Here is a 26,635-nt window from a genome sequence, read left to right on the forward strand (position 1 = left end):
CTACTTCAGCAAATCCTTGACGACGCCGGAAGCCTTCGCGAAGTCGATCTGGCCGGGATAACGCTCTTTCAGCGTGTTCATGCACTTGCCCATGTCACGCAGGCCGGCGGCGCCGGTCTCGGCGATGACGGCTTGGCAGAGTTCGCGCACCTTCTCGGCCGGGATTTCCTCCGGCATGAATTCCTTGATGATGACGATTTCCTCGCGCTCCTGAGCGGCAAGCTCGGGACGGCCGGCGCCTTCATAGATGTTTGCGGATTCTTCCCGCTGCTTCACCATCTTGGTCAGAATCTGCATGATATCTTCGTCGCTGACGGGGTCCTTGCCCACGCCGCGATTGGCGATATCGCGATCCTTGATGGCAGTCTGGATGAGACGCACGGTCGAGGTGCGGCGTGCATCACGACCCTTCAATGCGTCCTTCAAAGCGGTTGCGAACGTGTCGCGCATCATTTTTCTTCTCCTTGGGAAAGCGCTTTCCGCAGCGTCTTGATACGGAAACTTTCCACCTCATTTTGCGAAACGACATAAACGAGCAGACACGCTCAAGCAAATCAAATGCATAAGACCTTGAAAATACGGTGGTTTAATTCCGCGTAAATCTTGGCCCTGCGGTTGACCGCTTGGGCTGCTTTCGTTATTTTCCGGCACCTGCACGAGATTTTAACGAAGGGTCGGAACGCGAGCTTTATCGCGCGCCCCTTTATGTCACGAAGCCTGCGACAAAAATGGCCCCTTACCCCCTGCCTTTCAAGAGGCGGGGTGCGAAGCGGCAGAAACGGAACGAGATGACCGAGACAGCGCCCTGGACTACCCGCAAACCGACCGCAATGCTTGTTCTTGCCGATGGCACGGTGATTGAAGGAACGGGCATCGGCGCAACCGGCAAGGTTCAGGCCGAGGTCTGCTTCAATACGGCGCTGACGGGTTACGAGGAAATCCTCACCGACCCTTCCTATCTTGGCCAGATCGTTACCTTCACCTTCCCGCATATCGGCAATGTCGGCGCCAATGACGAAGACATTGAAGACCTCACACCCGCCGCCCGCCGCGGCGCCGTCGGCGTCATCTTCAAGGCCGATATCACCGATCCCTCGAACTTCCGCGCCGTCAAGCATCTGGATGCCTGGCTGAAGGCCCGCGGCGTCATCGGCCTCTGCGGCATCGACACCCGCGCGCTGACGGCCTGGATCCGCGAAAACGGTGCGCCGAACGCGGTCATCGCCCATGATCCGAACGGCGTTTTCGACATCGAGGCGCTGAAGGCGGAAGCCAAGGCATGGAGCGGTCTCGTCGGCCTCGATCTCGCGATCGAAGCGACATCCGGCCAGTCCTCCACCTGGACGGAAACGCCATGGGTATGGAACAAGGGTTACGGCACGCTCGGCGAAGCCGATGCGAAGTACCACGTCGTCTGTGTCGATTTCGGCGTCAAGCGCAACATCCTGCGCCTCTTTGCCGGTTTGGACTGCAAGGTTACGGTCGTTCCGGCGCAGACGTCTGCGGAAGACATCATGGCGCTGAAGCCGGATGGCGTGTTCCTCTCCAACGGTCCGGGAGACCCGGCTGCGACGGGCGAATATGCCGTTCCCGTCATCCAGAACCTCATCAAGACCGACCTGCCGATCTTCGGCATTTGCCTCGGTCACCAGATGCTCGGTCTTGCCGTGGGCGCAAAGACCGAGAAGATGCATCAGGGCCATCACGGCGCGAACCACCCGGTGAAGGACTTCACGACCGGCAAGGTTGAAATCGTTTCGATGAACCACGGCTTTGCGGTCGATACCAAGTCGCTGCCCGAGGGCGTCGAGGAAACCCATATCTCGCTGTTCGATGGCACCAATTGCGGCCTGCGCATCACCGGCAAGCCGGTCTTCTCCGTCCAGCACCATCCGGAAGCATCGCCGGGCCCGCAGGACAGCCACTATCTCTTCCGCCGCTTCGTCAACCTGCTGCGTGAAAAGAAGGGTGAGGCAGCGCTCGCCGAGCGCTGATACTTTTCCAATCCGGAAGTTACATACGGCCCGCTTCTCAGCGGGCCGTTTTCATTTCACGCTTCACAAGCAACACGAAGCGGATGGTGAGAAGAACGGCAGCCGTCGAAAGACCGATGACGAAGCCGAACCAGACGCCGCGTCCGCCGAAACCGAGCGGAAAGGCCATGGTCCAGGCAAGCGCCAGGCCGATCGGCCAATAGGAAATCAGTGCCAGCATCGCCGGTATGCGTGCATCCTTCAACCCGCGCAGCAGGCCCGCCGTGACCGCCTGAATACCATCCACCAGCTGGAAGATGCCGGCAATCACCACCAGACTGCTGGCATAGGCAAGCACTTCCGTCGCCTCGGGCAATTTCGCATCCAGGAACCATTTCGCCAGGAATTCCGGCACGGCCGCAAACAGGATGCCGCCGCAAATGGCGATGCCGCAGGCGATGGCGTAAATCATGATCGAGGCGCGGATGAGGTTCTTGAAATCCCCCTGCCCCCGCGCCACGCCCACGCGAACCGTCGCCGCCTGGGAAAGACCGAGCGGAATCATGAAGGCGATGGAGGCAAGCTGCAGGGCAATACCATGCGCCGCAAGCTGCACGGTGCCGATCTGCCCCATCAAAATGGAGGCTGCAGCAAACAGCGTCACTTCGGCAAGAATGGTGATGCTGATCGGCAGTCCAAGACGCAGCACTTCGAAAAGCGCATGCCAATCCGGTCGCCAGAAGCGCACGAAGAGCTCGTATTTCTTCGTTTCGTCACGCGTCTGCACATAAGCGACGATGAAGATGAAGCTGAAAGCGTTGACGATGACGGCAACGACGGCCGCGCCATTCATGCCCATGGCCGGCAGGCCGAAATGGCCGAACACGAGCGCGTAAGCCAATATACCATTCATGACGAGCATGATGATGGTTACATAAAGAATGACGCCAGCTCGGCCGATAGCGCTGACAAGCCCGCGCAGCACATAAAACAGCAATGCCGGTAGCAGGCCGAATTTGGCGATGGCAAGATAATGACCTGTCAATGCGGCCACGTCAGGGTTTTGCCCAAGCGCGAGCAAAATGCGCTCGGCATTCATGAAGATCGGGAGAGCCAGCAGCCAATAGGCGATCGCCACCCACATGCCCATGCGCAGCGATCGGCGCGCGGACGTTGCATCGCCCTGCCCGTAAGCCTGCGCTACCATCGGCACGACGGCGACGGAAAAGCCGGAGCCGAAAATGAAGACGACGAAAAAGAACTGCCCGGCCAACACCATGGCCGCCAGCTTCTCGGCTCCAAGCTGGCCGACGATGACCATATCCGTTGTATGGATGCCAAGCTGTGCGAGCTGCGCACCGATGAGCGGAATTCCGAGCGCAAGCGTAGCCTTAAAATGCGAAAACCACGACCCCGATCCGGAAGGAACGGTTCCTGCAACAACCGACGAAGACATTGTAATTCACCTGAACTTTGGCCGTTGCCCGCGAATTGCGCAACGGCAGCACAGGGATGAATAAAATAATCGCTGTCTGCATGCAACCGGCAGCAGTGCATGGTTAAAAATTACGCAGATCGCCAGCCAGGCGAAATCCGACCGTATTGCGCCCTGACGAAAGACAAATTTAGTCCAATTTTACCATTCGCCTCTATTTATTAGAACATCGGATAGTTCTTTAAAATCATAAGCTGCATGACGCAGAATATTCCCGCCTTTGAGGCATGTTTCCCCCATCAATGTTGAAGATGACCTCGACGGTACATCCGGCTTCAAGGATCTGTAGCTTGCCGAAGAAAACAAATCTCATGACGCGCATTCTTGTTGCCGCGTCATCTCTCGTCGTCGCAGCCTTTGCAGGCTTTTCCTATTACATCGACAGCCTACAGCATCGGGTTACGACCGAAGCAGTCGCGGAAAACATCGATTCCTCCGGCAAGCAGGCTGCGCAAAGCATCGCCAACTGGCTGAATGGCCGCATCATGCTGACGGAAACGGTGGCAGCGACCTTGGCCAAGCTCCCGGAGGACGACGCGAAGCTGCGGTTTCTGGAAAACGACGTGCTGACGGCACAGTTCATGTCGACCTATTTCGGCAATGCCGAGACAGGCACCTTCACAACCTTCCCGAAGACACCGCTGCCGGAAGGCTACGATCCGCGAAAGCGTCCGTGGTATCTGGATGCCGTGAAAGCCGGCAAGACGGTTCTGACCGAACCCTACAACGACGCCTCCACCGGCGGCCTCATCATCACCGCCGCCATTCCCGTTTCCATCGACGGCAAGCTTGCTGGTGTGACAGGCAGTGACTTCTCGCTGGATTCGCTGGTGAAGATGATCAAGTCGGTGGATGCCGGCACGGATGGATACGCCTTCCTCGTTAGCAAGGACGGCAAGATTCTCATCCATCCCGACCCAAAATTCGTCGACAAGCCGCTGGCCGATCTCTTCAAGGTCGACACGCCGGCGATTTCCTCCGCGATTTCAAAGACCGAGATCGACGGCAAGGGCAAGATCACCAGCTTCATTCCCGTAGCCGGCCTGCCTTCGGTCGACTGGTATCTCGGTTTCGTCGTCGATTCCGACGTCGCTTACAGCGCAATCGGCCAGTTCCGGCTGGCGGCAACCATCGCCACGATCCTCGCAGCCACGATCATGATCGGACTTCTCGCAACCGTCCTTTCCCGCTTCATCGTCCGCCCCGTCACGCAGATGACGTCCGCCATGGAAGGGCTTGCCGCCGGCAATCTCGATGTCGCCATTCCCGGTCAGGAACGCACCGACCAGATCGGCTCGATGGCCGCAGCCGTTGCCGTGTTCCGCTCGAACGCTATGGAACGCCTGCGCCTCGAAGACGACGCCGAGCAGAACCGCACGCTTTCCGAACAGGAGCGCAGCGACCGCGAGAGACTGGCGGCAAAAGATGCGGCGGACATCCAGTTCGCGGTCGACTCGCTTGCCAAAGGTCTGGCGCATCTTTCCGACGGTGATCTCAACTATCGCATCGACACGCCTTTCGTGGCCCGCATCGATCGCCTGCGCGACGATTTCAACAATTCCGTTGCCAAGCTGAACGCAGCGCTCAGCACCGTCGGCCAGAACGCCCGCGCCATCGACGCCGGCGCCGGCGAAATCCGCCAGTCCGCCGACGATCTCGCACGGCGCACCGAACAGCAGGCGGCGTCCGTGGAAGAGACTGCGGCGGCGCTTGAGGAAATCACCACCACCGTCAAGGATTCCGCCCGCCGTGCCGAAGAAGTCGGCCGTCTGGTCGACCGCGCCCGCAGCAACGCCGAACAGTCCGGCGTCATTGTCGAAGATGCGGTTCGCGCCATGGAGGGCATCGAAAAATCATCGTCCGAGATCAGCAACATCATCGGCGTGATCGACGAAATTGCCTTCCAGACGAACCTGCTCGCGCTCAACGCCGGTGTAGAGGCCGCCCGTGCCGGTGAGGCCGGCAAGGGTTTTGCCGTTGTCGCCCAGGAAGTGCGCGAGCTTGCCCAGCGCTCGGCCAATGCGGCAAAGGAGATCAAGACGCTGATCAACGCCTCGACATCGCAGGTGCAGTCCGGCGTCGATCTCGTCGGCAATGCCGGCAAGGCGCTGGAAACCATTGTCCGCGAAGTGCAGGAGATCAATCGCCACATCGACGCTATCGTGACCTCATCGCGCGAACAGTCGACCGGCCTTCAGGAAATCAACACAGCCATCAACACCATCGATCAGGGTACGCAGCAGAATGCCGCCATGGTCGAGGAACAGACGGCCGCAAGCCATGGGCTCGCCTCTGAAGCGGCAGCGCTCAACGAGCTGCTCGCACAATTCCAGCTTGCTACGGCAACCCAGCGGCAAGCGGAATATGGGCGGGCTGCGTGATGGCAAAAAAGAAAATGGCCGGAGCGATCCGGCCATTTTCTTGTCCGCCCCGGCAATAGCCGGTTTCCGCCACCGGCGCGATCCGCTAGAGCTTGATCGATCATGATCATGCGGAGGGATTCATGCTGGAACTGATTTGGCGCGGCATTGCCATGGGCATTGGCGGCACCGTGTTTATGGATATATGGGCAATCATACTGCACCGGTTTTTCGGCCAGTCCGCACCGAACTGGGCGCCGGTCGGCCGCTGGTTCTGGCACGTGCCGAAGGGCCGGATATTTCACGACAGCATCGCCACGGCGGCACCCTATGAGCACGAACTGGCGCTCGGCTGGATTTCGCACTACGCCGTTGGCATTCTTTACGGCGTCATTCTCGCGATGGTGGTTCCGGCCGCATGGTTTGCAAATCCGTCCTTCATTGAGCCGTGGATCGTCGGTATCGTCACCGTCGGCGCGGGCTGGTTTCTGCTGCAGCCGGGGCTGGGCATCGGCTGGGCGGCATCGAAGACGCCGAACCCTACAAAGGTCCGCTTTCTAAACCTTGTAGCCCATACGGTTTTCGCTCTTGGCATGTACGCCGTGGCGCTTTTGATGCGCTAAATAAAAAAGGGGGCTGAAAAGCCCCCTCGCCTGTTGGTTTTCAGATATCTGCCGAGAAAGTATCGCAATCCTCGACGCGGCCGCTCTGGAAACCGCGCTTGAACCATTCCATGCGCTGAGCCGACGTGCCGTGGTTGAAGCTGTCAGGCACCACATAGCCCTGCGTCTGCTTTTGCAGCGTATCGTCACCGATCTGGTGAGCCGCGTTCAACGCTTCCTCAAGATCGCCGGCCTCGAGAATGCCCTTCTGCTCGGTGAACTTGCCCCAGATGCCGGCATAACAATCCGCCTGAAGCTCGACACGCACCGACATCTTGTTGGCATCCACCTGGCTCATCGACTGGCGGCGGCGATTGAACTCCGGCAGGACGCCGGTCAGGTTCTGGATGTGGTGGCCCACCTCATGTGCAATCACATAAGCCTGCGCGAAATCGCCGGCCGCGCCGAAACGCTGGTCCAGTTCCTTGAAGAAGCTGGTATCGAGATAGACCTTGCGGTCACCAGGGCAATAGAACGGGCCGCTGGCAGCGGAAGCATAACCGCAGGCAGAAGACACCTGACCGGAGAACAGAACCAGCGTCGGCTTCTGATAGGTTTCGCCGGCGGACTGGAAGATGCCGCTCCAGGTATCCTCGGTCTCCGCCAGCACGGTGCGTACGAAGGCGGTCGTCTCGTCGGACGACTGGCCCTGCGGACGCGTGCCGGACTGCTGTTGCGTCGTTCCGCCGCCATCCATCGACAAATCGCCGCCGGTCAGCAGCGTCAACGGATTGATGCCAAGCACCCAGCTGATGAGCAGAATGACGAGAAGACCGCCAATCCCTATACCGCCGCCGCGACGCCCGACAGGTATGCGCATCCCGCCACGGGAAAAAGGATCGCCCGATCCCGCCGACATGCCGCGCCGGTCCTCGATATTGTCCGACTGGCGGCGCCCTCTCCATTCCATGCTCTTCTCCCGGCGGTTCCGCCTCAACAAGCTGCCTTATAACGGCACTATAATACATCTTGTTCCGGAAGAAAGCAGAGGTGGCAAACGGAGTCTCTCACGCAGTCCTGCGTCTTTGTTTCAGCACGATCACAAACAGGAAGGTAAACAGGACAGCGCCAGCCAAAAACGCCACAAATCCGGCTCTGCCATCACCAAAAGCAACCTCGTGCATGATGCGTCCCGGAACGAAGGTGAAACCTCCGGCAATCACGATGCCGCCGAGATAAACGCTCTGCATGATCCGCATGTGACGGGCGATATCGCCGCGGCGCGCAAAATGGACCGATTGCAAACATCCATAAATGGTGAAGACGGAGAGCAGGTGGATGGGGCTGAAACCGTAAAACATCTTCAGCTCATGGATGAAGAAGGTTGAAATGGAAGTCGTCGCCATCAGCATCACCCAGATCTTGCCGAGCAGCCGGTGAATGGCGTCGCCCTTGGGACGCAGGAAAATGAAGGCGCCGAGAATGGCCGCAGGAACGACAGTGGCGACATGGAATTGCACGGCAAGCGGTGCGTCTAACAATGGCTGAAGTGACATGGGCGCTGTTTCGGCTCGGTTGAAATCACCGGCAATTTCGGCAAAACATGCGCTCAGGAAAAACGGATTGACGCCAACCGCAGGAAAACTTCGTGGATCACCCGTATCTGCAGTCCACGCTTCGTGAAATGCACGCCATCCTGCAATCGTCCAGGCTATGGCTGACATTTCTCGCGGTGCTGGCGATCTTCATCGTGACCGGGCCTTTCGGCACGAGCGAAACCATGAGCTTCGCCGAGCGGCTGCTTTACTGGACAATCGTACAGGCCGGCGCCTGGATACTTGCCATATCCTTTTCCATCGTCGCCAACCGCGTCTTCGCCGATAATATCAGGAATATGCTGGCGCGCATGATGATCGGCTCGCTGACGGCCGCCCTGCCGATAGGGCTCCTGCTTACCATCACCAACCGGATCTTTTCGGGCACGGAAATGGGTTTCGGCCCATTTCTACAAAGCAGCCTGTCATCCCTGCCTCTTTGCGCCATCTTCTGCCTGCTAAGCTATCTCACCGCCAGCCAGTCGCTTGCAACAGCGCCAATCGCCATAATGGGCACAGGCAAAAACACCGGATGCGAGGTGAAAAGCACCGCGCCGCTGCTGGAGCGCCTGCCGCCGCAAAAACGCGGAGAATTGCTGCGACTGTCAGTGCAGGACCACTATACTGAAATCGTCACCACGCGCGGGCGTCATCTCGTTCTGCTGCGTTTCTCCGACGCGCTGAAGGAAATAGGCCATACGGAAGGCTTGCAGGTGCACCGGTCGCACTGGATTGCCGATGCCGACGTTACCTTGCTGCGCAAACGAGCCGGTCGCCTGCACGTGATCACGAAAGACGGTACGGAAATCCCCGTCAGCCGCTCCTATAGTGCAGCGGTCCAGGCCCGTTTCACCGCACATGCCCCTGCCCGTTAAGAGTTTCTGTCGATTCCGGAATTTATGGGGTTCCGTTCTCAAAAACATTTGCCTATAAGCCGCTTCTAGCCTGAAAACATTTGAATTGCGCTCCCCGGCCGGTGATCTTCCACCCTGGCCGGTGTTTTGCGCAACCAAAAAGCGGAACGAGAGAGCCATGCCGAAGCGCCAAGATATCAAGTCCATCCTCATCATTGGCGCAGGCCCGATCGTCATCGGTCAGGCATGTGAATTCGACTATTCCGGCACGCAGGCCTGCAAGGCGCTTAAGGAAGAAGGTTACCGGGTCATTCTGGTCAACTCCAACCCGGCCACGATCATGACCGATCCGGGCCTTGCCGACGCAACCTATGTCGAGCCGATCACCCCTGAAGTCGTCGCCAAGATCATCGCCAAGGAGCGTCCGGACGCGCTTCTGCCGACGATGGGCGGCCAGACGGCGCTCAACACCGCGCTTTCTCTCAAGCGCATGGGCGTTCTCGATCGCTACAACGTCGAAATGATCGGCGCGAAGCCCGAAGCCATCGACATGGCGGAAGATCGCGCGCTCTTCCGCGAGGCCATGGCCCGCATCGGCCTCGAAACCCCGCGCTCGATGCTGGCCAACGCCACCGAAATCAAGGATGCCGACCGCAAAAAGCACGAGGCCGCCCGCACCGAGCTGAAGAGCAAGCTTTCAGGCCCCGATCTCGACAAGGCGCTGGACGATCTCGAAAACCAGTGGAACCTCGGCGAAACCGACCGCAAGCAGCGTTATATGGCCCACGCCATGGCGATTGCCGCTCAGGCCATCGATCATGTCGGCCTGCCCGCCATCATCCGCCCATCCTTCACGCTCGGCGGCACCGGCGGCGGCATTGCTTATAACCGCTCGGAATTCTTCGATATCGTCTCGGGCGGTCTCGACGCCTCGCCGACGACGGAAGTTCTGGTCGAAGAATCAGTGCTCGGCTGGAAGGAATATGAGATGGAAGTCGTCCGCGACACCGCGGACAATTGCATCATCATCTGCTCCATCGAAAACATCGATCCGATGGGTGTCCACACGGGTGACTCGATCACCGTTGCACCGGCGCTGACCTTGACCGACAAGGAATACCAGATCATGCGCAACGCCTCGATTGCGGTGCTGCGCGAGATCGGCGTCGAAACCGGCGGCTCGAACGTGCAGTTCGCCGTCAATCCCAAGGATGGCCGCCTCGTCGTCATCGAAATGAACCCGCGCGTTTCGCGCTCTTCCGCTCTCGCATCGAAGGCAACCGGCTTCCCGATCGCCAAGATCGCCGCCAAGCTCGCCATCGGCTATACGCTCGACGAGCTGGAAAACGATATCACCGGCGGCGCGACGCCTGCCTCGTTCGAACCGTCGATCGATTACGTCGTCACCAAGATCCCGCGTTTCGCCTTCGAGAAGTTCCCTGGCGCCTCGCCGATCCTCACCACGGCCATGAAGTCCGTCGGTGAAGTCATGGCCATTGGCCGCACCTTTGCGGAATCGCTGCAGAAAGCGCTGCGTGGCCTCGAAACCGGCCTCACCGGTCTCGATGAAATCGAAATCCCCGGTTACGAAGAGGGCGAAGGCTCCAAGAACGCGATCCGCGCCGCCATCGGCACACCGACGCCGGATCGGCTGCGCATGGTCGCCCAGGCGCTGCGCATGGGCATGACCGAAGAGGAAGTCCACGAAAACTCCAAGATCGACCCGTGGTTTATCGCCCAGTTCAAGGCCATCGTGGATACGGAAGCCCGCATCCGCGAGCACGGCCTGCCGCAGGATGCCGAAAACCTGCGCATGTTGAAAGCCATGGGCTTCTCCGATGCCCGCCTCGCCAGCCTGACCTCCAAGCGCCCGAAGGAAGTGGCCGAGCTGCGCAACAGCCTGAACGTCCGCCCGGTCTTCAAGCGTATCGACACCTGTGCGGCCGAATTCGCGTCGCCGACCGCTTACATGTATTCGACCTATGAAATTCCCTTCGTCGGCGCAGCCCGCTCGGAAGCGCAGGTCTCCGACCGTAAGAAGGTCGTCATCCTCGGCGGTGGCCCGAACCGTATCGGCCAGGGCATCGAGTTCGACTACTGCTGCTGCCATGCCGCCTTCGCGCTGAAGGATGCCGGCTTTGAAGCGATCATGATCAACTGCAACCCGGAAACCGTTTCCACCGACTACGACACCTCCGACCGCCTCTATTTCGAGCCGCTGACGGCCGAAGACGTGATCGAGATCATGCGCGCGGAACAGGAGAAGGGCGAACTCGTCGGCGTTATCGTGCAGTTCGGCGGCCAGACGCCGCTGAAGCTCGCCGAAGCGCTGGAAAAGAACGGTATCCCGATCCTCGGCACCGCGCCTGACATGATCGATCTTGCCGAAGACCGCGACCGCTTCCAGAAGCTCTTGATGAAGCTCGATCTTGCCCAGCCGAACAACGGCATCGCCTATTCGGTCGAGCAGGCCCGCCTCGTCGCTTCGGAAATCGGCTTCCCGCTGGTGGTTCGCCCGTCCTACGTTCTGGGTGGCCGCGCCATGCAGATCATCCATTCGGAAGGCCAGCTCCAGACCTATCTGCTCGACACGGTTCCGGGCCTCGTACCCGAGGACATCAAGCAGCGTTACCCCAACGACAAGACCGGCCAGATCAACACCCTGCTCGGCAAGAACCCGCTGCTGTTCGACAGCTACCTGACCAACGCCGTTGAAGTGGACGTCGATGCGCTGTGCGACGGCGAAAGCGTCTTCGTCTCCGGCATCATGGAGCACATCGAAGAAGCCGGCATCCATTCGGGCGACTCGGCCTGCTCGCTGCCGGTCCGTTCGCTGTCGAAGGAAATCGTCGACGAGCTGGAGCGTCAGACGACGGCGCTCGCCAAGGCTCTCAATGTCGGCGGCCTGATGAACGTGCAATACGCCATCAAGGACGGCACGATCTACGTTCTCGAAGTCAATCCGCGCGCCTCGCGCACCGTGCCTTTCGTGGCCAAGACCATCGGCGCGCCGATCGCCAAGATCGCCGCCCGCGTCATGGCCGGCGAGAAGCTCGATCCGGCGATTGCCGCCTATGGCCAGAAGCCCGATCCGCGCAACCTCAAGCACATTGCCGTCAAGGAAGCTGTCTTCCCCTTCGCGCGCTTCCCCGGCGTCGACATTCTGCTCGGACCGGAAATGCGCTCGACCGGCGAAGTCATCGGCCTCGACACGGATTTCGCGCTCGCCTTCGCCAAGAGCCAGCTCGGCGCCGGCGTCGACCTGCCCCGCTCCGGCGCGGTCTTCGTCTCGGTGCGTGACGAGGACAAGGAAGGCGTTCTGCCGGCCATCCGCATTCTCGTGGAAAGCGGCTTCAAGGTGCTGGCCACCGGCGGCACCCAGCGTTTCCTCGCCGAAAAGGGCATCAACGCCGAAAAGATCAACAAGGTGCAGGAAGGCCGTCCGCATATCGAAGACGCCATCCGCAACCGTCAGGTCCAGCTCGTCATCAACACCACCGACAGCAACAAGGCGATTTCGGACTCGAAGTCCTTGCGCCGCGCGACGCTGATGCAGAAGGTGCCTTACTACACGACGATGGCGGGTGCGGAAGCAGCAGCGCTTGCCATCCAGGCGCTGAAGGCCGGCAATCTGGAAGTGAAGCCGCTGCAGAGCTACTTCCAGTAAGCTGCGGGAACCGCAGGTTCCAACGCTGAATGAAAACAAAGCGCCGCAGGTCACCATGCCCGCGGCGTTTTGCATTGCGTAATCCTGCTGCAATTCATTGCCGGTATCAAAACATCAGTTCGAACGAGGTCCATGATGTCCCTATTGCGCAATGACGGATCGCCCGCAGCCATTCGCCGCGCCGTTGCCGAAGCTGAGGTCAAACGCTCCATGAAGATGCTGAAGCGCCCCGCCACAGGGACCCAGCGATGGGAACACCTGGCCCTGATGGGCCAAAACACCGCCTTGAGGACCTGATCATGGCTGGACGTCCACCGGGACCGGAGCGGGTGGCTTTTCCGTTGCGGATCGAACCCGCAATATTGAACATGATCCGGCACACCGCGAGCGGCGAACTGCGCAGCGTCAATGCCCAGATCGAGGTTCTTCTGAAAGAGGCCCTGTCCCGCCGCGCCACGGCGGATGAAGCAGACAAGCCGCCCTTTTAGACCGCAGGGTGACAACGACGCTACAAGACACAAAGATGCGAGGCGGTCCTGCGGAAAGATCGCCGGCCCGCAGCCCCGCCTACGCCGCCAGCGCCTCGCGAACGCAATTGCGCCCCTCGGTCTTTGCCCGGTAAAGCGCACGATCTGCCTTTTCTGCGAGCGTCTGGAGATCGCAGCGCATGTCGCCGGTGGCGGCAACGCCGATGCTGATGGTCACCCCGACACGCAGACCGCCGCAATCGACCTCATTTATCGCAACCGCGTTACGAATGCGTTCGCCGATCATGCAGGCCTTGTCCACACCGGCGCCCGGCAGGAAGATGATGAATTCCTCGCCGCCATAACGCGCCAGCACGTCTCCGCCACGGATGCTGCCGCCGATGCGCCTTGCCACTTCCTGTAGCACACTGTCGCCGACGGCATGGCCGAAGCGGTCGTTGATCGACTTGAAGTGATCAATATCAAGCAGCATGGCCGCGTCGTTGGGATCGGGGGCGGCAGGCATCGTCTGAAAGAAGAAACGCCGGTTCTTGACGCCCGTCAGCGGATCGGTATTCGCCAGAACCAGCAATTTCCGCTCGGATCGCTCCGCCACCAGCATCATCACGAAGAGCGAGATGGCGAAGTTCAGCATGATAATGAAGAAGAACGCATTGACTAGGTTGATGCTGGCATAAGCGGGGAAAAGCACGCTTTTCATCACCGCAAGCGATATCAGGCCGGAGACGCCGGTAATCGCACCAAGCGCCAGCCGCGAAAGAAGCGGCTCTTTCCGCCACCGGGCAAAAAGCACGCCCGCCCCGCCAAGATAGGCCAGAGCCGCGCAGCCATTAAAAAGCGCCGCGCGAAACGCGTTGTTGCCGGCCACCTGCAACGCAACGCCAATCGCCAGCACTGCAATAAGACAGGTGAACAGGATGGTTTTGCGATTGACGAAACGTCCATCGCTCAATGTCTTCAGACCCAGCCAGATCAGCGCATATCCGGCAATACCGAACAAAACGCTGCCAAGCTCCCAAACGATCGGCGACAATATTTTCCATTCGCCATAACCGGCAAGCGTCGAACCGACCGTCATCGCCGCAAAACCCGCAGCAAGAGGAATGGGCCCCGGTAGACCGCGGCTACTCATTTTGAGATAGATAAAGCTTAACAGACCAACGATGTAAGAACATTTTTGCATCAGTATTACTGTCGCGAGGTCGAGCTCACCCAACATTATTTGTCCATACGGTGAATAAATTTAAAACTACCAAATACAATACCAATTATAAAATTTCAATAAAAATAACGGAAAACCAATCGTTAAACGATAATACCGGAAGTTACGGCTAAAGTTCTCAATAAATCTCCGATATACAAATCGAAATCTATTCGAATATTCTAATAAACTTTATATCATCGACGAACCGCGTCATTTCCGCCTCTTTCGCCCGCCCACCAGCAAGGCGCAGGAGATAGGAGGGGTGCACGGTGACAAAAAGCGTTCGGCCCTCCTCCATCGGTATAGGACGACCCCTGATCTCCGAGAGCCTTTCTTTGCCGCCGGTCAGCGCATAAAGCGCAGTTGCGCCCATGGCGACGATCAGTTTCGGCCGGACGAGCGCGATTTCCTGATTGAGCCACCAGCGGCATTGCTCCACCTCGCCTGCATTCGGCCGTTGATGGATGCGTCGTTTGCCGCGCGTTTCATATTTGAAGTGTTTAACGGCATTGGTGACGTAGAGCTTTTTGCGCTCAATACCGACATCGGCAAGAGTCCGGTCGAAAAGCTGGCCAGCCGGGCCGACAAAAGGCTTTCCGGCGAGATCTTCATGATCGCCCGGCTGTTCGCCAACGATCATGATTTCCGCATCCTCCGGCCCGGAACCGAAAACCGTTTGCGTGGCGCTGCAATGCAGGGGACAGCGGGTACAGTGGCCAGCCTGCCGCGCCAGCGACGCAAGCGTTCCGTCTGGCGCCAGTTGCGGCATCTCCCGTGCAGCGGCCGCAACCTGCAGGCGATGATGAAAGGGCTGCGGCTGGCTCGCCGTTCTGGCGGCCATTTCCAGTACCCGCGCCTCCGCGCCGAGAATGAGGTCGGGAATGAGATCGGCTTCCGGCAGGTTCTTCCAGTATTTCTTTGGCATCTCCGCCGTCATGGCCTTAATCTTCAAGCGGGCCGGATTGAATATATTGGCATAATAAGTTCGCCAGAGTTCATCCGTCTCGTCCGTCAGATCGGGCTTCGCCGCCGCCTCCCGAGAGGTTTGCAGCTCGCTTCCATCCCATCGGGCGGACCCTTTCGGCGTGGCGATCAGCCAGTCCATATCGGTAAACCGTCGCTGGAAAAACGCTGCCGTTCGCTCGACGATGAAATGATCCGGCTCGAACCAGGCCACGAACCGCCGTCGCCCGCCCTGCCCCTGCGGCAAGCACAACTCCTTGAAACGGACGAAGGCCGTCATCTTGTGACAATCCCGACGCACCGATTTCTCGAGCAAACGGGCCTCTGCAACATCCGGATCGGACTTGAACTGCAACAGGGCGCGATCCCGCTTCAGCCGCCACAACAAACGATAAAGCAGCGCAAACCGGCCGGGATCGCCATGGCAGATGACGGCCTGTGCCAGCGCCAAAAACGAAGCCGGAACGGAAACCTGCCCATTGCCGGCATCGACCATCGGTAATGGCTCACCTGCGAAATCCAGCAGCCCTGCCCCGTAATCCTGCAACCGCCAGTCAATCGTCTCCGGTCGAATATCGGCGGCAAGGGCCGCACGCGCGGCATCGCGCCACTCGCCGAAATCGCCCCGCCCTTCCAGCACCGGGCAGTACATCATAACAGCGACAATTGTTCGGGCTGCGGTGCAAACATCGCCCGCAAATCCGGCCGCTCGGTCAGCTTGCCCGGCGTCCAGCCCTCTGCGACGATAAAAGCCTTCACCTTTTTCAGGGAAACACCGAAACGCGCAATATCCTCCAGCCGCAGCCGCCGGAACCGCCGTGACGAGAGAACGGAGGCCACCGTCTTGGTGCCGAAACCGGGCACCCGCAGCAGCATTTCCCGATCCGCCGCATTGACGTCCACCGGGAAACGGTCGCGATGTTTCAGCGCCCAGGCCAGTTTCGGGTCGATATCGAGATCGAGCATGCCGTCACCCCCGGTCGCCGTTATCTCGCCAATGTCGAAGCCGTAAAAGCGGTAAAGCCAATCCGCCTGATAAAGCCGGTGCTCCCGCATCAGCGGCGGTTTGATGAGCGGCAGGTTTTTCGATGAATCCGGAATGGGGCTGAAGGCCGAATAATAGACGCGCCGTAAACCGTAGCTGCCATAAAGCCGGGCACTGGTGGAGAGAATGGTGTTATCGTCGGCGCCATCCGCCCCCACGATCATCTGCGTGCTCTGCCCGGCCGGCGCAAAGCGCTTGGTCTTTTTCGTCCTGACGGTCGGCTCCCCCGCCTCCTCAATCTTCAGGCGGATATCGGCCATGGAGCGGCGAATATTGGCGGGCTGCTTTTCCGGCGCGAAACGACCAATGCCGCTATCGGTCGGCAATTCGATATTGATCGAGAGACGATCCGCGTAAAGCCCCGCCTCCTCGATGAGCCTGGGCGACGCCTCCGGAATCGACTTCAGATGGATATAGCCTCGAAAACCATGCGTAACGCGCAGCTCGCGTGCAACCCGCACCATCTCTTCCATCGTATGATCCGACGACCGGATGATGCCCGACGATAGGAAGAGCCCTTCAATATAGTTGCGCCGATAAAACTCGAGCGTCAGCCACACCACCTCTTCCGGCGTGAAACGCGCCCGCTCCACATTGCTTGACGACCGGTTGATGCAATAGGCACAATCATAGATGCAGAAGTTGGTGAGCAGAATCTTCAAGAGCGAAATGCAGCGTCCATCGGGAGCATAAGCGTGGCAAATGCCCGACCCCTCCGTGGAGCCCAGACCGCCTGATGCTGCAGAGTTTCGCTTGGTCGTGCCGCTCGATGCGCAGGATGCATCGTATTTTGCCGCGTCGGAGAGAATGGCCAGCCGTTGCTTGATCGACTTCTTCATAGGTATGTTCACTATATGTTCTGACGACGAATGTCAATGAAACAGATTAAGTCATTGATTGTTAAAGGAAATATGCGCACCTCAAATTTGCTGGCATTTCGCTGCCGTCTTCTGATATAGTCGGCTCAGTTTTGATTTTGGCATGGTTCCGGAGTTCCTCTCCGGAACCTGTTTCTTTTTGTGTCTGCAAGTATAGCGACCGGAATGCGAAGGATAAAAAAATGGTAGAAAAAGTACCGATGACTCAGGGTGGATTCGTCAAGCTTCAGGAGGAGCTGCGCTGGCGCCAGCAGGAGGAACGCCCCCGTATCATCGAGGCGATTGCGGAAGCGCGCGCCCATGGCGACCTTTCGGAAAACGCCGAGTACCATGCTGCCAAGGAAGCACAGAGCCACAATGAAGGCCGCATCACCGAACTCGAAGACCTGACCGCGCGCGCGGAAGTCATCGATCTCTCCAAGATGTCGGGTTCGAAGATCAAGTTCGGCGCCACCGTCAAGCTGGTCGACGAGGATAGCGATGAGGAAAAGACCTATCAGATCGTCGGCGACCAGGAAGCCGATGTGAAGGCCGGCCGCATCTCCATCTCCTCGCCCATCGCCCGCGCGCTCATCGGCAAGGAAGTCGGCGACAGCATTGAAGTTAACGCTCCGGGCGGCGCCAAGGGCTACGAGATTCTCGCGGTTCAGTGGGGCTGACGCCCCCACATGCAATGCGCCCCATGCGGGCGCATTGCTTTTCTTGAAGTCTTCAATCCCCAAAATTAGCCGCAAAGACGGAAGCCCATCTTGTCCCACGTCAGTCTGAAAGATGTGCAGGTGCTTGCGCCGAACTTCAAACGCAGGCTCTCCGGCGTCACCTCAACCATCGTTCAGCTGATACCGGTGCAGAATCGGCTGGGACAGCAGGTCGCCGTCATCGGCCCCGGCCTGCCGCCGCATCTGCCGCATGTGCGCTTTCGTGATCTGTGGCGGCTCTGGCAGGACGGTCCGCAGGGCGGCCCGCGCATCTGGCATGCCCGGCGAAATCTTGAAATGTTGCCGGGTCTTCTCATGCGTGACGTGCTGCGCATGAAGGTGAAGCTTCTGTTCACCTCGGCAGCGCAGAGACGGCATTCCGCCTATACACGCTTTCTGATTTCGAAGATGGACGCCGTGGTTGCGACCAACGCGCGCTCCGGCTCGTTCCTGGAAGTGCCCCACCGCGTCGTCATGCATGGCGTCGATACCGAGCTGTTCCACCCCGCCACCGGCCCGGAAGACACGATCGCGGCAACCGGCCTGCCGGGGGAATATCTGATCGGCTGCTTTGGACGGGTGCGCCACCAGAAGGGCACTGATCTCTTCGTGCGCGCCATGATCGAGCTTCTGCCCCATTACCCGCAATGGACCGCTGTAGTTTCCGGCCGCATCACAACAGAACACAAGGCCTTTGGTGATGCGCTCAAGGCCGATGTGACCGCGGCCGGCCTCGCCGACCGTATCGTATTTCAGGGCGAAGTTGGCGACATCAAGCCCTGGTACCGGCGGCTGACGCTCTATGTCGCCCCATCCCGCAACGAAGGCTTCGGCTTGACGCCGCTCGAAGCTATGGCTTCCGACACGGCCGTTGTCGCCAGCAACGCCGGCGCTTATGAGGAAATGATCGTCACCGGCGAAACCGGGTCGGTTGTCGACGCGGGTGACTACGCCTCGCTCAGAGATGCGATAAAGACCTATCTCGCCGATCCTGCTCTGGCCAAAGCCCACGCAAGTGCCGGACTTGCGCACGTGCGCAGCACTTTTCCGCTGGAAAAAGAAGCGACAAGTCTCGGCGAAGTCTACGAGGCGTTGCGGCGGGGGTAATCCCCCCTCCGAAGTCGACGAAAAGCCGGCCGATCAGATTTCCACCAGACCGACGCGCTTCACCTGACGGATGGTGAGCATGGTGCGCACCGTATCGACATTTTCGTCCGCCGTCAGAACCTCGATGACGAAATCCTGAAATTCCGTCAGGTTTTTGGCCACGCAATGCAGCAGAAAGTCGCTTTCGCCAGACACCATCCACGCCTGCCGCACCAGCGACCAGCCAGCGGTTGCCGCCGCAAAAGCCTTCAGATTGCTGTCCGACTGGCGTTTGAGACCGATCATGCAGAAGGCGACGAGATCGAAACCGAGCTTCGGCGCGTTCAACATGGCGTGATAGCCCTCGATCACACCCGCCTCTTCCAGCTTGCGGACGCGCCTGAGGCATGGCGGCGCGGATATACCGACCCTTTCAGCCAGTTCCACATTGGTCATGCGCCCGTCGCGCTGCAATTCGCGCAGGATTTTCAGATCGATGGCATCGAGTTCGACGCTGGTCACGGAGGAGTACCTCGTTAAGCTGTAGAACTTCCTTGTACTATTCGGCGCGGGATTCGCAACATTATGCCACCGCCCGGTCACAAAATTGCGCGCGCATCCACAACTGCCTTGTTGGTAACGCAAGGCTGCCCTTGAATAAAGACACTAGACAACCTTAAATACCGGGCAACGAAGGGGTTGCGGCCCGTCCGCCGTCCTGCGGCTGGAAGGCCCTCGAGCGAAGACCCCGTTATTGAGAAGGAATATTTCCATGTCTGCCCGCCATACGAAGGTATTGATCATAGGCTCTGGTCCCGCCGGCTATACGGCAGCGATCTACGCGGCCCGCGCCATGCTGAAACCCGTGCTGATTGCCGGCATGGAACAGGGCGGGCAATTGATGATCACCACGGACGTGGAAAACTATCCGGGTTTCGCCGATCCGATCCAAGGCCCATGGCTGATGGACCAGATGCTGAAGCAGGCGACGCATGTGGGGGCGGAAATCGTCAGCGACCTCGTCACCGAAGTTGACACCACCGTACGGCCTTTCGTGGTCAAGACCGATTCCGGTCAGGTCTGGACGGCCGATACGCTGATCATCGCCACCGGCGCCAAGGCCAAGTGGCTCGGCATCGAAAGCGAACAGCAATTTCAGGGCTTCGGCGTCTCCGCCTGCGCCACCTGCGACGGCTTCTTCTATCGCAACAAGGACGTGATCGTGGTCGGCGGCGGTAATTCCGCCGTGGAAGAAGCGCTCTATCTCGCCCATATCGCCAAATCCGTGACAGTGGTGCACCGCCGCGACAGCTTCCGCTCGGAAAAAATTCTGCAGGAGCGCCTGTTCGCCAAGGAAAACGTCAAGATCCTCTGGAACACGGAAATCGCCGAAATCACCGGCGCACCGGCCAAGCCGCCCATGCCGCCTTCTGTCTCCGGCGTGAAGCTGCGTGATACCAAGACCGGCGCGATCAGCGAATTCCCCATCGACGGTGTCTTCGTCGCCATCGGCCATGCGCCGGCAGTCGAGCTGTTCAAGGGCAAGGTGAAGCTGAAAGACAACGGCTACATGTGGACCGCCCCCGATTCCACCGCTACCGACGTGGAAGGCATTTTTGCAGCCGGTGACGTCACTGACGACATTTACCGCCAGGCGATCACCGCCGCCGGCATGGGCTGCATGGCGGCGCTGGAAGCGGAACGTTATCTCACCGCGCAACAACCGCTCGCGGTCGCAGCGGAATAACCGAAAGGCAGGATAGGCATGGCAATGCCATTGGACTGGGATAAACTGCGCATTTTCCATGCCGCAGCCGAAGCTGGGTCTTTCACCCACGCTGCCGACAAGCTGCATTTGTCCCAGTCGGCCATCAGCCGTCAGGTCAGCGCGCTGGAGCAGGATGTCGGCGTCAAGCTGTTCCATCGCCACGCTCGCGGCCTCATCCTCACCGAACAGGGCGAGCTGCTGTATCGCACCGCTCATGACGTGCTGCTGAAGCTCGAAACGGTGAAGATGCAACTCACCGAAACGACGGAAAAGCCGAGCGGCAAGCTGCGCGTGACGACAACCGTCGGTCTCGGCCAGGGGTGGCTGACGGACAAGGTACAGGAGTTCCTGCAGCTCTACCCGGAAATGTCGATCCAGCTCATCCTCGACAATGAGGAGCTGGATGTGAACATGCGCCACGCCGATTGTGCCATCCGCCTGCGCCAGCCGCAGCAGTCGGACCTCATTCAGCGCAAGCTGTTCACGGTGCATATGCACGTCTATGCCGCACCGTCGTATATCAACCGTCACGGAGAGCCACAGTCGATCGAGGATCTCGACAATCACCGCATCATTTCCTTCGGTGAACCGGCGCCAAACTACCTGCTCGACGTCAACTGGCTAGAGAATGCCGGGCGCTCCTCTGACAACACGCGCATTCCACATCTGCAGATCAACAGCCAGACCTCGATCAAGCGGGCCTGTCTGCTGGGGATAGGTATCGCCTGTTTGCCGGATTATATCGTCGGTCGCGATCCTGGCCTCATCCAGCTGTCGCTCGCGGCAGATATTCCGTCATTCGATACCTATTTCTGCTATCCCGACGAGATGAAAAACGCTGCAAAGCTGAAGGCTTTCCGCGACTTCATCGTCGCCAAGGCGCGGAACTGGAACTTCTGACGTTAAAATAATCGACGTCAAAGAATAATCTTTCAAATTCAAAGCCTTACAAAGGCAGAAGCAAGAGGGGCGTACAGGCGCCCCTTTTCAGCTTTGCACATAAAATATACCGGAAATATCGAGGGCTGCGCGGCGCGCATGTCTGACCTGCACAAAAAAGAGTTGTTTCGTGCACAAAAAAGCACCATATCGCTCTCAGCTGATGCACACGGTGGCTTTTCCTCCCAGTTCCACCGCATCAGCTGTTCCCCTCTGGAGGTTTTTGACCTTCACACTTAAAGGGCCCTGGATCCATCCGGCGGCCCTCTTTTTTTACCCGCAAGAATTTTCTCCGAATTGGCGAAATATCGCACGATGCAACCTTGTTTTGCATTGTTCTCACACCCATATCTTAGTTGGCTGTCACGTTCGCCCAAGGCACGCGACAGCTGTTCCCCTCTGGAGGTTTTTGACCTTCAAACTTGTCAGGCCGCGGAGAGATCCAGCGGCCTTCTTTTTTGGAACAGCCTTTTCGTCCCCGCAACGTTCACAGAGACGTGACTTGTATATCGATAATTATCGATATAAATATCGGTCATGTCAGATATTAAAGAAGCACCGATGAACCCGGAGGAAGTCCTCAAGGCCCTTTCACACCCGGCACGGCTGAAATTCCTGGAATGGCTGAAAAACCCTGAAAGTCATTTCTGCCAGGAGCATCCGCTCAGCATGGGGGTGTGCGCCAACCAGTTCCAGATCAGCGGCCTGTCGCAATCCACCGTCTCGTCGCATCTGGCGGTGTTGCAGGCAGCCGGCCTAATCAGGTCGAAAAAAGTTGGGCAATGGGTGTTTTTCGAACGCAACGAAGAAACCATCGATGCCTTCCGCCATTATCTGCAAGCCAATCTCTGAGCCTCCCAAGCTTTGAGCCCCGGGGTGCCGGACTGGAGACCGCAGCGGTTTTCACGCCGGCACCCGAAAAACAAAGCGCGTCCACCGCGCAATTTCGCCAACCGACCAGAAAGTGAAGTCGCATGACCAGTCTTTTCGAACCGGCACAGGCCGGCGATATCGTGCTCGCCAACCGTATCGTCATGGCTCCCCTCACCCGCAACCGTTCGCCGGGCGCCATTCCCAACAATCTCAACGCTACCTATTACGAGCAGCGCGCCACGGCCGGGCTGATCGTCACCGAAGGCACGCCGATTTCCCAGCAGGGCCAGGGCTACGCAGACGTTCCCGGCCTTTACAAGCGGGAAGCGATCGACGGCTGGAAGAAGATCACCGACGGCGTGCATTCTGCCGGTGGCAAGATCGTTGCGCAGATCTGGCATGTGGGCCGCATTTCCCACGTCTCACTACAGCCGCATGGCGGCCAGCCGGTTGCTCCTTCCGCCATTCCGGCGAAATCGAAGACCTATATCATCAATGATGACGGCACCGGCGCCTTTGCCGAAACCTCCGAGCCGCGCGCGCTCACCATCGACGATATCGGTCTCATTCTCGAGGATTACCGCAGCGGCGCACGCGCAGCACTGGAAGCCGGTTTCGATGGTGTCGAAATCCATGCCGCCAACGGTTACCTGATCGAGCAGTTCCTGAAATCCAGCACCAACCAGCGCACGGATGATTATGGCGGCTCTATTGAAAACCGCGCCCGCTTCCTGCTGGAAGTCGTTGGTGCGGTTGCGGAGGAGATCGGCGCCGGCCGCACTGGCATCCGTCTTTCCCCCGTTACCCCGGCCAACGATATTTTCGAGGCCGACCCGCAGCCGCTCTACAATTACGTGGTGGAACAGCTCGGCAAGCGCAATCTCGCCTTCATCCATGTCGTTGAAGGCGCAACCGGCGGCCCGCGCGATTTCAAGCAGGGCGACAAGCCTTTCGATTACGCAGCCTTCAAGGCGGCTTATCGCAATGCCGGCGGCAAGGGCTTGTGGATTGCCAATAATGGTTATGACCGCGAGAGCGCCATCCAAGCCGTGGAGAGCGGCAAGGTCGATGCCGTCGCCTTCGGCAAGGCCTTCATCGCCAATCCGGATCTGGTCCGCCGCTTCAAGGACAACGCGCCCTTGAATGAACCGAACCAGCCTACCTTCTATGGCGGCGGGGCCGAGGGTTACACTGACTACCCGGCGCTCGCCTGATAAAGGATAAAACAAAGACGCCGCATTGCCTGAAAGCGATGCGGCGTTTTTCTCTCAGCACGGACTTCGCGCCTGCCGCGCGGCGAAGTCGGAAAACGCGCCCATGACAAAAGCGTTGGGCACATGCAGCGCCTGCAGAAAACCATTGCCCGTTTCCCTGCCAATGCTCATCAGCGCCACCTGAAAACAATAGAGACCGAGCAGGACCAGCGCGCGGCCAAGATTGGGCCGCAACTCGTCGTATCGCAGAGCGAGGATTACCAGTGACAGGATCGGAACCGAAATCAGGAGACCGAGCCCCTTGTGCAGCGAAATCAGCGATCCGTCATAATAGATGGATAGCCCGGCCAGCAGCACCTGCGCGAAAATGAGTAACGGCACACTTGCCGAGATCACGACAAACAGGCGACGCCAAACCGACACCCCAATCCCGACCGTCGCCATCACAACCTGCCCCCGGCATCGACCGGTTGAGCAAGGCTCGCCGCACCCTGCCTTTGCTCGAGGCAGCCGAGGCTCGCCAATGTCGTCGATATCGCGACATCAATCGGTGTTCTGGGCTCCGTTCCGAGGAAATCCGTAAGCTTGCGATTGCTCATCCGGATCGGCATATGCCAGAGATATTGCATTTCCAGTACTTCACGGAACAGGGGAACGAAGGGCGCGGCCAATTTGATGCCCGCCCAAGACAGCCGCCGCCTCTTGACCGGATGACCGACAACCCGCTCGATGGCTTCAACCAGTTGCAGCCCGTCGAAATCCCAGAAACCCTCCATGTGATAGACGGCAAAAGCCGGTAGCTCATCTGCCCGGTCCAGCAGCCGACCGATCGTCTCCGCCACGTCAGGCAGATAGGCCCATTGGTGTCCTGCATGAGGGGCGGCCGGATTCTGGACGCTGCGAACCGGCTTTCCGGGCTTCACCAGCATCTGCGAAAACCAGTTGTTTCTGGCATCCGGCCCAAAAAAATCCCCCGCCCGAACAATCAGCACCGGCACGCCACGCATCGACGCCATTTTCAGCCGCCGCTCCATCTCCGCACGCAACGCGCCCTTGCGCGTAAACGGCGTTTGCGGGCTCTCTTCGGTCAGCAGCGGAAAGGCGTCCGAACCGAAATTATAGACCGTACCGGGAAAGACTATCCTGGCGCCGCAGCTTTCGGCGGCGGCGATCGTGTTGTCCAGCATCGGCACGACCTGCTTCTCCCAATCGCTATAGCCGGGAGGATTAACCGCATGGACGATGAGCTGAGCGCCCTGCGCCGCCTTGAGAACATCCTGCCGGTCCATCGCATCGCCTGTCACGAATTCAATGTCGCCAGCGACTTCAGACGCTGGCTTTCGGCGAGTCATCGCCCTTAGCCGCCAGCCCCTTTGCAGCAGCATTCGCGAAACCTGGCCACCGACGCCGCCGTTCACTCCCAAGACGAGAGCCAGAGGCCGCGGATCCTGCACTGTACTTGCATCGTTCTCGATTGACATTTTCATACTCCTTTGTGTGTCTGGAGTATCGACCCGATGTGCGATATACGAAATTGTCGAAATCAGTGGAGCGGCTATACAAAATATTATGACGAAGAACCGCGATATCAGCTGGGATTTCTACCGCACCTTCCTCAGCGTGCTGAGCGACGGTTCATTGTCTGCCGCCGCCCGCGAGCTTGGCATCACCCAGCCGACGGCGGGACGCCATATCGGCGCGCTGGAGGAGGCCGTTGGTTTTCCGCTGTTCATCCGCTCGCCCCACGGGTTGATGCCGACGGAAGCAGCACTTGCGCTCCGTCCCTATGCGGAAAATCTGGCAGCGACGACCGCCGCCCTTATGCGCGCCGCCTCCGGCGAAGTCGGCAAGATCGAAGGCACGGTGCGCATCAGCGCATCCGATATCATCGGTGTGGAAATGCTGCCGCCGATCATTACCGCCATGCAGGAGGTTCACCCGCGGCTTGAAATCGAGCTTTCGCTATCCGATACGCTGGAAGACCTTTTAAGGCGCGAGGCGGATATCGCCATTCGCATGACCGAACCGCTGCAGGATGCAATCGTTATGCGTTACATCGGCAATTTCCGCCTGGGATTTCACGCGACGCGCGACTATCTGGCAAGAGCCGGCGCCCCGGCGAGCATGGAAGATCTGAACCGCCACCGGATGGTCGGTTTCGACCGCAAGACGCCCTTTATCCGAGCGGCCATCCAGCGAATGCGCTCGCTTGACCCCGAAATACCCGATATTGAAGAAATTTCCTTCGAAATCCGCGCCGACAGCAATCTCGCCCAGCTTGCCATGATCCGCGCCAGCGCGGGCATTGGCGTCTGCCAGATCGGCCTTGCACGCAAGGACCCACGGCTGGTTCAGGTTCTCCCAAACATCGATATCCCGCTCCACACCTGGGTCGCGATGCACGAAAACCTCAAGACCTCGCCGCGATGCCGTGCCGTCTTCAGCGCCCTCGTCGAAGGTCTCAAGGGGCATCTTAAGGAAACCGACCCAAGTGCTCCGCCCAAACGGCGCTAATGCCGAACAACTCTCGGCGAAGTGATCCCGGCTTTGCTGGAAATCCACGGATCGCGCATCAAAACGGTCTGGCCTGCTGCGTCGTCTTGTCGACCACCTCGGCTTCCGGCCGGTCGCCGCCCTGGCTGTATTCTTCATGCCAATGGCCGCTCTCATCCTGATAGCTGATTTCCTCGTCATCGCCGCCCACCTGCTGTTCGGCAGCGACAATACGCGCAGCCTCACGGGCATCGGCATAGGTGGGAAACGTCTCGGAATAAGCGCCGTTCATGCGGTAGGCGAAGCCTCCGTCATGTTCAACGATCTCGTACACCACTTTGGTCATGCATGGTCCTCCTGTATCGGTAGGCGACATGGCAACCACAACCGCGTTTCAAGCATTGCACCCAATGGGACAGCGCGGCATGAGCAGCATGTCC

Annotated in this window: 24 protein-coding genes; 13 read left to right on the forward strand and 11 right to left on the reverse strand. The window is 59.1% G+C overall.

The window, feature by feature from the left end; genetic code table 11:
* Positions 1-453, reverse strand: coding sequence for a GatB/YqeY domain-containing protein (locus ACQZ48_RS09220; protein ID WP_173989812.1), 453 nt, complete (start codon positions 451-453; stop codon positions 1-3).
* Positions 454-788: 335 nt separating this feature from the next.
* Here ACQZ48_RS09220 and carA point away from each other — a divergent pair, with 335 nt between their 5' ends.
* Positions 789-1,994 (forward strand): glutamine-hydrolyzing carbamoyl-phosphate synthase small subunit, encoded by a 1,206-nt coding sequence (carA, locus tag ACQZ48_RS09225; RefSeq protein ID WP_077983104.1) that lies wholly within the window; start codon positions 789-791, stop codon positions 1,992-1,994.
* 37 nt (positions 1,995-2,031) lie between these two features.
* On the opposite strand, the gene ACQZ48_RS09230 is transcribed toward carA, so the two are convergent.
* On the reverse strand, positions 2,032-3,429 hold the full coding sequence (locus tag ACQZ48_RS09230) for an MATE family efflux transporter (RefSeq protein WP_191217519.1): 1,398 nt from the start codon (positions 3,427-3,429) through the stop codon (positions 2,032-2,034).
* A gap of 329 nt (positions 3,430-3,758) precedes the next feature.
* Between ACQZ48_RS09230 and mcpU the strand changes: the two genes are divergently transcribed.
* Both mcpU and ACQZ48_RS09240 read left to right on the forward strand, forming a co-directional pair.
* Positions 3,759-5,849: a methyl-accepting chemotaxis protein McpU gene (gene mcpU / locus ACQZ48_RS09235; protein WP_191217518.1), complete on the forward strand. Its 2,091-nt coding sequence runs from the start codon at positions 3,759-3,761 to the stop codon at positions 5,847-5,849.
* A gap of 122 nt (positions 5,850-5,971) precedes the next feature.
* Complete coding sequence (locus ACQZ48_RS09240) at positions 5,972-6,451, forward strand: DUF2938 domain-containing protein (RefSeq protein WP_137410737.1); 480 nt, start codon at positions 5,972-5,974, stop codon at positions 6,449-6,451.
* Between the two features lie 40 nt (positions 6,452-6,491).
* On the opposite strand, the gene ypfJ is transcribed toward ACQZ48_RS09240, so the two are convergent.
* Together ypfJ and ACQZ48_RS09250 are read right to left on the reverse strand one after the other, a co-directional pair.
* A complete protein-coding gene (gene ypfJ, locus ACQZ48_RS09245) occupies positions 6,492-7,400 on the reverse strand; it encodes a KPN_02809 family neutral zinc metallopeptidase (RefSeq protein ID WP_137410738.1) in 909 nt (302 codons plus the stop codon).
* A 97-nt stretch (positions 7,401-7,497) separates the two neighbouring features.
* Positions 7,498-7,986, reverse strand: a complete 489-nt coding sequence (locus ACQZ48_RS09250) for a DUF2306 domain-containing protein (protein WP_191217517.1) — start codon at positions 7,984-7,986, stop codon at positions 7,498-7,500.
* A 92-nt stretch (positions 7,987-8,078) separates the two neighbouring features.
* On the opposite strand from ACQZ48_RS09250, the gene ACQZ48_RS09255 reads away from it, so the two are divergent.
* From ACQZ48_RS09255 to ACQZ48_RS09265, 3 genes are all read left to right on the forward strand, one after another.
* Positions 8,079-8,900 carry a LytTR family DNA-binding domain-containing protein gene (locus ACQZ48_RS09255; protein ID WP_137410739.1) on the forward strand — a complete coding sequence of 274 codons (822 nt, stop codon included), beginning with the start codon at positions 8,079-8,081 and terminating at the stop codon, positions 8,898-8,900.
* Positions 8,901-9,057: 157 nt separating this feature from the next.
* Positions 9,058-12,546: a carbamoyl-phosphate synthase large subunit gene (gene carB / locus ACQZ48_RS09260; RefSeq protein ID WP_448728752.1), complete on the forward strand. Its 3,489-nt coding sequence runs from the start codon at positions 9,058-9,060 to the stop codon at positions 12,544-12,546.
* 299 nt (positions 12,547-12,845) lie between these two features.
* A complete protein-coding gene (locus ACQZ48_RS09265) occupies positions 12,846-13,034 on the forward strand; it encodes a type II toxin-antitoxin system antitoxin (RefSeq protein ID WP_031233516.1) in 189 nt (62 codons plus the stop codon).
* Positions 13,035-13,113: 79 nt separating this feature from the next.
* Here the strand turns inward: ACQZ48_RS09265 and ACQZ48_RS09270 are convergent, their stop codons facing one another.
* From ACQZ48_RS09270 to ACQZ48_RS09280, 3 genes are all read right to left on the reverse strand, one after another.
* The gene (locus ACQZ48_RS09270; RefSeq protein WP_077983082.1) at positions 13,114-14,253 is read right to left on the reverse strand and encodes a GGDEF domain-containing protein; all 1,140 of its coding nucleotides are present in this window, start codon (positions 14,251-14,253) and stop codon (positions 13,114-13,116) included.
* 151 nt (positions 14,254-14,404) lie between these two features.
* Positions 14,405-15,853: a UdgX family uracil-DNA binding protein gene (locus ACQZ48_RS09275; protein WP_448728819.1), complete on the reverse strand. Its 1,449-nt coding sequence runs from the start codon at positions 15,851-15,853 to the stop codon at positions 14,405-14,407.
* Positions 15,853-17,085: a putative DNA modification/repair radical SAM protein gene (locus ACQZ48_RS09280; protein ID WP_077983080.1), complete on the reverse strand. Its 1,233-nt coding sequence runs from the start codon at positions 17,083-17,085 to the stop codon at positions 15,853-15,855. The genes ACQZ48_RS09275 and ACQZ48_RS09280 overlap by 1 nt, the downstream gene beginning before the upstream one ends.
* A gap of 221 nt (positions 17,086-17,306) precedes the next feature.
* Between ACQZ48_RS09280 and greA the strand changes: the two genes are divergently transcribed.
* Both greA and ACQZ48_RS09290 read left to right on the forward strand, forming a co-directional pair.
* Positions 17,307-17,783 carry a transcription elongation factor GreA gene (gene greA, locus ACQZ48_RS09285; protein WP_003522847.1) on the forward strand — a complete coding sequence of 159 codons (477 nt, stop codon included), beginning with the start codon at positions 17,307-17,309 and terminating at the stop codon, positions 17,781-17,783.
* A 90-nt stretch (positions 17,784-17,873) separates the two neighbouring features.
* Positions 17,874-18,929 carry a glycosyltransferase family 4 protein gene (locus ACQZ48_RS09290; protein WP_077983079.1) on the forward strand — a complete coding sequence of 352 codons (1,056 nt, stop codon included), beginning with the start codon at positions 17,874-17,876 and terminating at the stop codon, positions 18,927-18,929.
* A 33-nt stretch (positions 18,930-18,962) separates the two neighbouring features.
* Here the strand turns inward: ACQZ48_RS09290 and ACQZ48_RS09295 are convergent, their stop codons facing one another.
* On the reverse strand, positions 18,963-19,430 hold the full coding sequence (locus ACQZ48_RS09295; RefSeq protein ID WP_004430414.1) for an Lrp/AsnC family transcriptional regulator: 468 nt from the start codon (positions 19,428-19,430) through the stop codon (positions 18,963-18,965).
* Between the two features lie 250 nt (positions 19,431-19,680).
* On the opposite strand from ACQZ48_RS09295, the gene trxB reads away from it, so the two are divergent.
* The 4 genes from trxB to ACQZ48_RS09315 all read left to right on the forward strand — a co-directional run bounded on the left by trxB (position 19,681) and on the right by ACQZ48_RS09315 (position 23,702).
* Positions 19,681-20,655, forward strand: coding sequence for a thioredoxin-disulfide reductase (gene trxB, locus ACQZ48_RS09300; protein ID WP_077983077.1), 975 nt, complete (start codon positions 19,681-19,683; stop codon positions 20,653-20,655).
* 24 nt (positions 20,656-20,679) lie between these two features.
* Positions 20,680-21,576, forward strand: coding sequence for a LysR family transcriptional regulator VtlR (locus tag ACQZ48_RS09305; RefSeq protein WP_046798419.1), 897 nt, complete (start codon positions 20,680-20,682; stop codon positions 21,574-21,576).
* 600 nt (positions 21,577-22,176) lie between these two features.
* Positions 22,177-22,467, forward strand: a complete 291-nt coding sequence (locus tag ACQZ48_RS09310; protein ID WP_010972127.1) for an ArsR/SmtB family transcription factor — start codon at positions 22,177-22,179, stop codon at positions 22,465-22,467.
* 122 nt (positions 22,468-22,589) lie between these two features.
* The gene (locus tag ACQZ48_RS09315; RefSeq protein WP_191217514.1) at positions 22,590-23,702 is read left to right on the forward strand and encodes an alkene reductase; all 1,113 of its coding nucleotides are present in this window, start codon (positions 22,590-22,592) and stop codon (positions 23,700-23,702) included.
* Positions 23,703-23,756: 54 nt separating this feature from the next.
* Here the strand turns inward: ACQZ48_RS09315 and ACQZ48_RS09320 are convergent, their stop codons facing one another.
* Positions 23,757-24,146 carry a DUF6220 domain-containing protein gene (locus tag ACQZ48_RS09320; protein WP_077983075.1) on the reverse strand — a complete coding sequence of 130 codons (390 nt, stop codon included), beginning with the start codon at positions 24,144-24,146 and terminating at the stop codon, positions 23,757-23,759.
* Positions 24,146-25,183 (reverse strand): NAD-dependent epimerase/dehydratase family protein, encoded by a 1,038-nt coding sequence (locus tag ACQZ48_RS09325; RefSeq protein WP_448728753.1) that lies wholly within the window; start codon positions 25,181-25,183, stop codon positions 24,146-24,148. Before ACQZ48_RS09325 ends, ACQZ48_RS09320 begins: the two co-directional genes overlap by 1 nt.
* 88 nt (positions 25,184-25,271) lie before the next feature.
* Between ACQZ48_RS09325 and ACQZ48_RS09330 the strand changes: the two genes are divergently transcribed.
* Entirely contained in the window at positions 25,272-26,216 is a 945-nt protein-coding gene (locus tag ACQZ48_RS09330) for a LysR family transcriptional regulator (RefSeq protein ID WP_077983073.1), read from the forward strand.
* 58 nt (positions 26,217-26,274) lie between these two features.
* Here the strand turns inward: ACQZ48_RS09330 and ACQZ48_RS09335 are convergent, their stop codons facing one another.
* Positions 26,275-26,541 (reverse strand): DUF2188 domain-containing protein, encoded by a 267-nt coding sequence (locus ACQZ48_RS09335; RefSeq protein ID WP_077983072.1) that lies wholly within the window; start codon positions 26,539-26,541, stop codon positions 26,275-26,277.
* Positions 26,542-26,635: the final 94 nt, after the last annotated feature.

Source organism: Agrobacterium sp. 22-209-1, from assembly GCF_053522485.1.

Bases quoted from the DNA above. Each gene is read 5' to 3' on its own strand.
- ACQZ48_RS09220 (WP_173989812.1), bottom strand. From the start codon at position 453: ATGATGCGCGACACGTTCGCAACCGCTTTGAAGGACGCATTGAAGGGT.
- carA (WP_077983104.1), top strand. From the start codon at position 789: ATGACCGAGACAGCGCCCTGGACTACCCGCAAACCGACCGCAATGCTT.
- ACQZ48_RS09230 (WP_191217519.1), bottom strand. From the start codon at position 3,429: ATGTCTTCGTCGGTTGTTGCAGGAACCGTTCCTTCCGGATCGGGGTCG.
- ACQZ48_RS09240 (WP_137410737.1), top strand. From the start codon at position 5,972: ATGCTGGAACTGATTTGGCGCGGCATTGCCATGGGCATTGGCGGCACC.
- ypfJ (WP_137410738.1), bottom strand. From the start codon at position 7,400: ATGGAATGGAGAGGGCGCCGCCAGTCGGACAATATCGAGGACCGGCGC.
- ACQZ48_RS09250 (WP_191217517.1), bottom strand. From the start codon at position 7,986: ATGTCACTTCAGCCATTGTTAGACGCACCGCTTGCCGTGCAATTCCAT.
- carB (WP_448728752.1), top strand. From the start codon at position 9,058: ATGCCGAAGCGCCAAGATATCAAGTCCATCCTCATCATTGGCGCAGGC.
- ACQZ48_RS09265 (WP_031233516.1), top strand. From the start codon at position 12,846: ATGGCTGGACGTCCACCGGGACCGGAGCGGGTGGCTTTTCCGTTGCGG.
- ACQZ48_RS09270 (WP_077983082.1), bottom strand. From the start codon at position 14,253: ATGTTGGGTGAGCTCGACCTCGCGACAGTAATACTGATGCAAAAATGT.
- ACQZ48_RS09275 (WP_448728819.1), bottom strand. From the start codon at position 15,853: ATGTACTGCCCGGTGCTGGAAGGGCGGGGCGATTTCGGCGAGTGGCGC.
- ACQZ48_RS09280 (WP_077983080.1), bottom strand. From the start codon at position 17,085: ATGAAGAAGTCGATCAAGCAACGGCTGGCCATTCTCTCCGACGCGGCA.
- greA (WP_003522847.1), top strand. From the start codon at position 17,307: ATGGTAGAAAAAGTACCGATGACTCAGGGTGGATTCGTCAAGCTTCAG.
- trxB (WP_077983077.1), top strand. From the start codon at position 19,681: ATGTCTGCCCGCCATACGAAGGTATTGATCATAGGCTCTGGTCCCGCC.
- ACQZ48_RS09305 (WP_046798419.1), top strand. From the start codon at position 20,680: ATGCCATTGGACTGGGATAAACTGCGCATTTTCCATGCCGCAGCCGAA.
- ACQZ48_RS09310 (WP_010972127.1), top strand. From the start codon at position 22,177: ATGAACCCGGAGGAAGTCCTCAAGGCCCTTTCACACCCGGCACGGCTG.
- ACQZ48_RS09315 (WP_191217514.1), top strand. From the start codon at position 22,590: ATGACCAGTCTTTTCGAACCGGCACAGGCCGGCGATATCGTGCTCGCC.
- ACQZ48_RS09320 (WP_077983075.1), bottom strand. From the start codon at position 24,146: ATGGCGACGGTCGGGATTGGGGTGTCGGTTTGGCGTCGCCTGTTTGTC.
- ACQZ48_RS09325 (WP_448728753.1), bottom strand. From the start codon at position 25,183: ATGTCAATCGAGAACGATGCAAGTACAGTGCAGGATCCGCGGCCTCTG.
- ACQZ48_RS09330 (WP_077983073.1), top strand. From the start codon at position 25,272: ATGACGAAGAACCGCGATATCAGCTGGGATTTCTACCGCACCTTCCTC.
- ACQZ48_RS09335 (WP_077983072.1), bottom strand. From the start codon at position 26,541: ATGACCAAAGTGGTGTACGAGATCGTTGAACATGACGGAGGCTTCGCC.